Annotated in this window: 9 protein-coding genes; 3 read left to right on the forward strand and 6 right to left on the reverse strand. The window is 63.9% G+C overall.

Going from position 1 to position 6,327, the window contains the following annotated elements; all coding sequences use genetic code 11:
• From pqqE to pqqA, 5 genes are all read right to left on the reverse strand, one after another.
• On the reverse strand, positions 1-960 hold a 960-nt coding region (pqqE, locus tag JOY90_RS31310; protein WP_291694960.1), incomplete at its 3' end, for a pyrroloquinoline quinone biosynthesis protein PqqE.
• Positions 957-1,268, reverse strand: a complete 312-nt coding sequence (pqqD, locus tag JOY90_RS31315) for a pyrroloquinoline quinone biosynthesis peptide chaperone PqqD (RefSeq protein WP_291694961.1) — start codon at positions 1,266-1,268, stop codon at positions 957-959. The genes pqqD and pqqE, both read right to left, overlap by 4 nt.
• 20 nt (positions 1,269-1,288) lie before the next feature.
• On the reverse strand, positions 1,289-2,044 hold the full coding sequence (pqqC, locus tag JOY90_RS31320; RefSeq protein ID WP_291694962.1) for a pyrroloquinoline-quinone synthase PqqC: 756 nt from the start codon (positions 2,042-2,044) through the stop codon (positions 1,289-1,291).
• Between the two features lie 20 nt (positions 2,045-2,064).
• Positions 2,065-2,994, reverse strand: coding sequence for a pyrroloquinoline quinone biosynthesis protein PqqB (gene pqqB, locus JOY90_RS31325; protein ID WP_291694963.1), 930 nt, complete (start codon positions 2,992-2,994; stop codon positions 2,065-2,067).
• Positions 2,995-3,205: 211 nt separating this feature from the next.
• Positions 3,206-3,286 carry a pyrroloquinoline quinone precursor peptide PqqA gene (gene pqqA / locus JOY90_RS31330; protein WP_012029362.1) on the reverse strand — a complete coding sequence of 27 codons (81 nt, stop codon included), beginning with the start codon at positions 3,284-3,286 and terminating at the stop codon, positions 3,206-3,208.
• A 303-nt stretch (positions 3,287-3,589) separates the two neighbouring features.
• Between pqqA and JOY90_RS31335 the strand changes: the two genes are divergently transcribed.
• From JOY90_RS31335 to JOY90_RS31345, 3 genes are all read left to right on the forward strand, one after another.
• Positions 3,590-3,847, forward strand: a complete 258-nt coding sequence (locus JOY90_RS31335; protein ID WP_291694964.1) for a hypothetical protein — start codon at positions 3,590-3,592, stop codon at positions 3,845-3,847.
• Between the two features lie 156 nt (positions 3,848-4,003).
• Entirely contained in the window at positions 4,004-5,263 is a 1,260-nt protein-coding gene (locus JOY90_RS31340) for a PQQ-dependent sugar dehydrogenase (RefSeq protein ID WP_291694965.1), read from the forward strand.
• A 254-nt stretch (positions 5,264-5,517) separates the two neighbouring features.
• On the forward strand, positions 5,518-6,006 hold the full coding sequence (locus JOY90_RS31345; RefSeq protein ID WP_367277015.1) for a cytochrome c: 489 nt from the start codon (positions 5,518-5,520) through the stop codon (positions 6,004-6,006).
• Between the two features lie 153 nt (positions 6,007-6,159).
• Here the strand turns inward: JOY90_RS31345 and JOY90_RS31350 are convergent.
• A partial coding sequence (locus JOY90_RS31350) for a beta-propeller fold lactonase family protein (RefSeq protein ID WP_291694967.1) occupies positions 6,160-6,327 on the reverse strand: 168 nt, incomplete at its 5' end.

Here is a 6,327-nt window from a genome sequence, read left to right on the forward strand (position 1 = left end):
GGTGCCGCGGTAGCGGTTGAAGGCTTCCGAGTTCTGCCAGATCCAGGCGATCGAATGATTGGACCGCACGGACTCGAATTCGAGCCCGGTGATGCTCTCGGCGGCGTGGCAGGGCAGCACCTTGCCGGCGGGCGAGATGTTGAAGAATTGCCGGCCCCAGCCGCCCATGCATTTCTTCGGCCGCAGCGCGTAATAGTCCGGCACGACATAGTCGATCGCGAGCGTGCCCTTCAGCCGCTCGCGCGCCTCCTCGACGATGCGGGTGGTCTCCTCGAGCTGCGCGATCGTCGGCATCAGCGCGGCGCGATTCTTCAGCGCCCAGCCGTAATACTGCACATTGGCGACTTCGAGCCGGTCGGCGTCGAGATCGACCGCCATCTGGATGATGTCGGAGAGCTGATGCAGGTTCTGCCGGTGCATCACTGCATTCACGGTGAGCGGCAGATCGAGCTCACGGGTCCATCTTGCCACGTCGAGCTTCTTCTTGTGCGACTCCTTCAACCCCGCGACACGGTCGGCGATGACGGGCTCGTTGCCCTGGAAGCTGATCTGCACATGGCACAGCCCGGCGTCGGCCAGCGCCGCCAGCTTCTCGCGCGTCAGCAGCACCGCCGAGGTGATCAGATTGGTGTAGAGGCCGGCATCACTCGCATGCCGCACCAGCTCGACCAGGTCCTTGCGCGCGGTCGGCTCGCCGCCGGAGAAATGGATCTGCAGCACGCCGATCTCGGCGAGCTCGGACAGCACCTTCTTCCATTCCTCCGTCGTGAGCTCGGTCGAGCCGCGGTCGAGCTCGAGCGGGTTGGAGCAATAGGGGCATTGCAGCGGGCAGCGATGGGTGAGTTCCAACAGCACCGCGAGCGGAATGCCAAACGTTTCCGCGGTCGACCTGCCTTGCTCCAGCACGGCGAGGCCGTCGCTGGCATCGGTCTTCGTCGTTTCATCCGCGAGTTCGCTCATGTCGTCTTCTCGCGCGCTTCGGTCAGAAATCCCTTGTCGGCCAGATCCTGCAGCATGGCGATCACGTCGGTCAAAATCGCCTCGCGCGGCGCCGCGTATTTCGCCGCCAGCTGATCCGCCACGTGGCCGACGCTGCGTGCGCCGTCGCAGAGTTGCAAGACTTCGACCGCGATCTCGTCCGGCGCCAGCACCCGCTCCGGTGCGAGGATCACCCAGACCTGCCGCGTCTCGTCGAACTTCAATTTGGCGTGCCGCGGCAGCACTGGCCTGGTCGCCTCGCTGACGCTGATATGGCGCGGCCCTGCCATCGCTGCAACCCTTCAGGTCGTTAGTTCCGCTCGGGAACGAAGGCGCCCGGCGGAATATGGCCTTCGACATAGGCATGATAGAGCGCGTCGAGCTGCACCCACAAGACGTTGGTCTTGAAGATCAGCGCATTGCAGACCTGTTCGCGCTGCTCCGGCGTCATCGCGTGCTCCCTGACATAGGCGAGCGCGAAATTGGCGTCGCGCGGCGCCTGGGCGAGGCGTCGCTTGAAATAGCTCATGATGTCCGGGTTGACGAAGTCGTAGTGCTGCAGCATCCCGGAAATGCGCTCCTCGTGCAGGTTGGGCGCGAACAATTCGGTCAGCGACGAGGCGATCGCCTCCAGCGGGGACTTGTCGCGGCAGAAATGCACATAGGCTTCGACCGCGAAGCGCGTCGCCGGCAGGATGCCCTCGGTCGATTCGACATAGGCGCTATCGAGGCCGAGTCCCTCGGTCAGCTTCAGCCAGCGATCGATCCCGCCTTCGCTGTCGGCATCGCCGTCGTGGTCCTCGATGCGGTGCCGCCATTCGATCCGGGTGGCGCGGTCGCGGAAGCGCGAGATCACCATCGCATCCTTGAGCGGGATCGTGCTCTGGTAGAAATAGCGGTTCAGCGCCCAGGCCTGCACCTGCCCCTTGTTGAGCTTGCCGCCGTGCAGCAATTTATGGAATGGGTGCAGGCTGTGATAGCGCGTTTCGCCGATGTGGTGCAGGGCGGCCTCCAGCTCCTCGGCATCGTTCAGCGAGACGCCCTTGCCGATCGAATACGCCGTCATGGCGCTGGGGACTTGGAAATTCAAAGCACGATCTCCATTCCGTCGGCGGGAATCTGCCAGCCTGCCTGCTCCAGGCGTTTGCGCTCCTGCGAGCCCGCGAGCAGGGCCGGGTTCGAATTATTGATATGCAGAAACAGCTTCCTGTCGATAGCAAGGCCGGCGAGGCTCTCGATTGCGCCGTCCGGTCCCGACATCGCGATATGCCCCATGCTCTGGCCCGTCTTGCTGCCGAGGCCGGCCGCAATCATCTCGTCGTCGCGCCAGACCGTGCCGTCGAAGAACAGCAGCGAGGTGCCGGCCAGCCGCGATTTCAGCTCCTCGGTGACGCGCGCGCAGGCCGCGAGGAAGCAGAAGGATTTGTCGGACGCCTTGTCGCGGATGTGCAGGCCGAGCGTATCGCCGGTGCCGTCCTCGCCGCCGGGGTGGGTCCTGCCCTCCAGGTACCACGCGCCCTTGCCGGGCACCGCGAAGGCGGTGATCTCGATGCCGCTCAGGCGACCATCGGGCAGGGCGGGCTCGAACGCCTGATCGAGCGTGATCGGCTGGCGTTTGACGTTCTTCTCGGAGAGCACGTTGAAGATGCTGTTATCCCTGAGGATCGACAGCACCTTGGCATGGGCAAAAATGGTAAAGGACGAGCCCTCGCGCATGGAGAGCAGGCCGGCGACGGCGTCGACCTCGACATTGGTGAGGATCACGCCTGCAATCGGCGTGTGACGGAGCTGTCCGCGTTTCGGGTGAAGCTGCACCGTCGCGGTCAGTTGCTGGCGCAGGTCAGGGGAGGCGTTGATCAGGAACCAGTGTGCGCCGTCGGCGCTGAAGGCAACCGAGCATTGGCTGCTTGCAAGCCCCGGTTGTCCGTGGCGGGCCGCCCGGCAAATCTCGCAGCCGCAATTCCATTGCGGAACCCCGCCGCCTGCCGCGGCACCCAGGACGACGACGCGAAGCATGATCCGTCTCCCGGCAGAGTGACTTGACGCGATCCAACTGAACGCGATCTAGATACCACAGGTCCGTATACCACAGGTCCAGATACCACAGGTCCAGATACCACAGGCCCAGATACCACAAAGGTGGACCCCGGTCCGTCCGCGTCCCGATCTGGAACGCACAACGTCCGGAGGCCCACCTTTTCGTAGAACGTGCTGCTCTTGCCGGCCGTTACTTGCGGGCCGCGCAGGCATACATGTTGATTTCCATGCCGACCGGCACTTCGACGATCTTCGGTGCTTTCCAGGCCATTGTGACGCTCCTTCCAAACGGGACGACATCCGCCCTCATCATTAAACTAACGTGGATGGAAAAGTTCGCCAGTGAAATTTTCACGGTATGACGAGGTCCGCCGCTTTGCTGCGGCGCGAAAGCGCACTAACCTGAGAGTATCCCACCCTTCCGCGAAAGCGGGCGTGGCGGCAATGGCTTCAGCCCTCGCCGTCTCCCGCAGAGTGTCCGCTTGAATGGGTAGCGACGGCTTGCAAGAGCGAATAAAGAACTTGTGAAATCCTCCCGCTTCCAATTCCCGCCCGTCCACCCCATTGGTTCGCCATGCCACGTTATTATTTCAACACCAGGATCGGCGACGAGCTGATCGTTGATCCCGATGGGGAGGAACTGCGCAATCCGGATCGCGCCTGGAGCATCGCGCGCGCGATGATTCACGAGCTGTTGCGCAGCGAGGGAACCAGCGGGGCGCTGCTCAGCGCGGTCATCGAGGTCACCGACGATGACGGCGAGATCGTGCTGGAATTTCCCTTCGTCGAAGCGATCTTCGACCTGCCGGATCAGCCGACCACCAAACATTGACGTGACCCGGGCGCCGTTCCGCGCGCGCGCATCCTTGGGATGCGATCTTTCCGATTGCATGGCAGACGACGGATGTCGGAGAGTGTTGCTGTGGCAAGGTCCCGCAGGAGCGCATTGATGTTCCGATGGAAGGGACACCATAAGGGGAGGAATGTCATGCTCGTTTGCTCGTCGCCGCGCAGCCTGGTTCTGGCCGGCGTTTTCGTTGGTGCTTTCCTGACCGCGGCCGCCGCACAGCAGCCGGCCGCTCCGCCCGCCGGTGCGGCACAGCCGCTGCCGCCAGGCTCGCCGATGATCGGCCGGCCCGACAACGAGGCGGCCATCAAGCTCGCGCCGGTCGCGCCGCCGCCATTGCCGGCCGCAGCCGACAAGCTGCCGCTCGACAAGCTCAAGGCCGCCACCGGCTTCAACATCGAGGTCTATGCCGCCGGCATGGCGAACGCGCGTTCGCTCGCGCTCGGCGACAAGGGCACTGTGTTCGTAGGCAGCCGGCTGGTCGACAAGGTCTATGCCATCGTCAGCAAGGACGGCAAGCGCGAGGTCAAGGTGCTGGCCTCCGGCCTCTACCGTCCCAACGGGGTCGCCTTCCACGACGGCACACTCTACATCGCCGAGCTGTCGAAAATCTCCAAGATCGAGCATGTCGAGGACGTGCTGGACAACCCGCCGAAGCCGACCGTCATCTACGACAACCTGCCCAAGGACGAGGCCCATGGCTGGAAGTTCATCGCAGTCGGGCCCGACGACAAGCTCTACGTCCCGGTCGGCCAGCCCGGCAACAACGTGCTGCACGACGATGCCCATGGCCAGATTCGGCGCATCAATCTCGACGGCTCCGGCGCCGAGGTGGTTGCGCTTGGCGTCCGCAACTCGGTCGGCTTCGACTGGAATCCCGAGACCAAGCAGATGTACTTCACCGACAACGGCCGCGACTGGCTGTCGGAGGACGTGCCGCAGGACGAGCTCAATCGCGTGACGAAGGTCGGCGAGGATTTCGGCGCGCCCTATTGCTACCAGGGCAACATCCCGGATCCCGAATTCGGCTGGGGCCATTCCTGCAGCGAGTTCACGGCGCCGGTCGGCCTGATGGGGCCGCATGCGGCGGCGCTCGGCCTGCGCTTCTACACCGGCGACATGTTCCCGAAATCGTACAAGGACACCATCATCGTGGCGCGGCACGGCTCCTGGAACAGGACCAGCAAGTTCGGCGGCGACGTCGTCGTGGTCCGCCTCGACAAGGACGGCAAGGTCGAGTCGATCGAACCGCTGATCACTGGCTTCCTGCAGGACAACAAATATATCGGCAGGCCGGTCGACGTGCTGCAATTGAAGGACGGCTCGATGCTGGTGTCCGACGACTGGAACGGCGCGGTCTACCGCGTCACCTACGGCACGCCGGAGGTCGCCAAACAATAGGCGGTTTGCAATCGTAGCTCTCGTAGGGTGGCTAAGGCGCGTCCGCGTCCGCCGTAGCTCGCAGAGCGAAGGCGGAAGCGCCGTGCCCACCATTCAACCGCGTGCTCGCTGCAACATGGTGGGCACGTCGCTCCGCTCCTTCGCCCATCCTACGAATTCTGCGCTGGGGTAACATGCGTAAAATACTGATCCCAGCGGCGCTTGCCGCGTCGCTTACTTCCCCGCTGCACGCCCAATCCGTCGCGGAGCGGGCGATGCCGTGCCTGAGCTGCCATGGCGAGCACGGCACCTCCGCAACCGACAACACGCCCTCGCTCGGCGGCCAGCAGGCGCCCTATGCGCTGATCCAGCTCTACATGTTCCGCGAGAAGCTGCGCGTCGCATCCCCCATGAACGACATGGCGAACGGCCTCTCCGACGACGATCTGCGCGCCTTCTCGGATTTCATCGCCACTTTGCCGAAACCGCAGCCGCCCGAGGACGCCGGCGATGGCGCGCGGATGGCGCGCGCGCAGGCGGCCGCCGCGAAGAACCACTGCAATTCCTGCCACAAGCCGGACTACTCCGGCGGTGACAACGTCCCGCGCATCGCCGACCAGCGCGAGGACTACCTGAAGAAGACACTCACCGAATACAAGGACAACACCCGCCACGGCTATGACGGCACCATGGCCGAGGTGCTGCAACCGGTGAGCGCGGACGAGATCGCCGATCTCGCCTATTACATCGCGCGGGTGAGGTGAGCGGCGTTATCCCTTTCAAGAGATGAGGGTACTTTCTTCGCGATGCCAGTTATTGTGCCCTCTCCCACATCCGCCCTCGCCAAGGCTTCGGCGGACAGCAGGGGAGAGGGCGCAGCAACTGGCATCGCAACGTGTTGAGTTGATCGCGGCAAGCTACGGGAAGCCGATGAACTCGACCCAGTTCGGCTTCTTGCCGACGGAGTAGCTATTCAGCTTGGTCAGCGCGCCGCTATTCTGGTCGATGCCGTAGACCGTCATGTGGTCCGACAGTTCGCCGACGGCTGCGAGATAGCGGCCGCTTGGATCGATGTTGAAGCCGCG

It is taken from the genome of Bradyrhizobium sp. (assembly GCF_019242285.1).
GTDB lineage: Bacteria > Pseudomonadota > Alphaproteobacteria > Rhizobiales > Xanthobacteraceae > Bradyrhizobium.

What these genes read in the sequence shown, in the direction of transcription:
- pqqD (WP_291694961.1), bottom strand. Translation starts at nt 1,268, where the DNA reads ATGGCAGGGCCGCGCCATATCAGCGTCAGCGAGGCGACCAGGCCAGTG.
- pqqC (WP_291694962.1), bottom strand. Translation starts at nt 2,044, where the DNA reads ATGACGGCGTATTCGATCGGCAAGGGCGTCTCGCTGAACGATGCCGAG.
- JOY90_RS31345 (WP_367277015.1), top strand. Translation starts at nt 5,518, where the DNA reads ATGCCGTGCCTGAGCTGCCATGGCGAGCACGGCACCTCCGCAACCGAC.
- pqqB (WP_291694963.1), bottom strand. Translation starts at nt 2,994, where the DNA reads ATGCTTCGCGTCGTCGTCCTGGGTGCCGCGGCAGGCGGCGGGGTTCCG.
- JOY90_RS31335 (WP_291694964.1), top strand. Translation starts at nt 3,590, where the DNA reads ATGCCACGTTATTATTTCAACACCAGGATCGGCGACGAGCTGATCGTT.
- pqqA (WP_012029362.1), bottom strand. Translation starts at nt 3,286, where the DNA reads ATGGCCTGGAAAGCACCGAAGATCGTCGAAGTGCCGGTCGGCATGGAA.
- JOY90_RS31340 (WP_291694965.1), top strand. Translation starts at nt 4,004, where the DNA reads ATGCTCGTTTGCTCGTCGCCGCGCAGCCTGGTTCTGGCCGGCGTTTTC.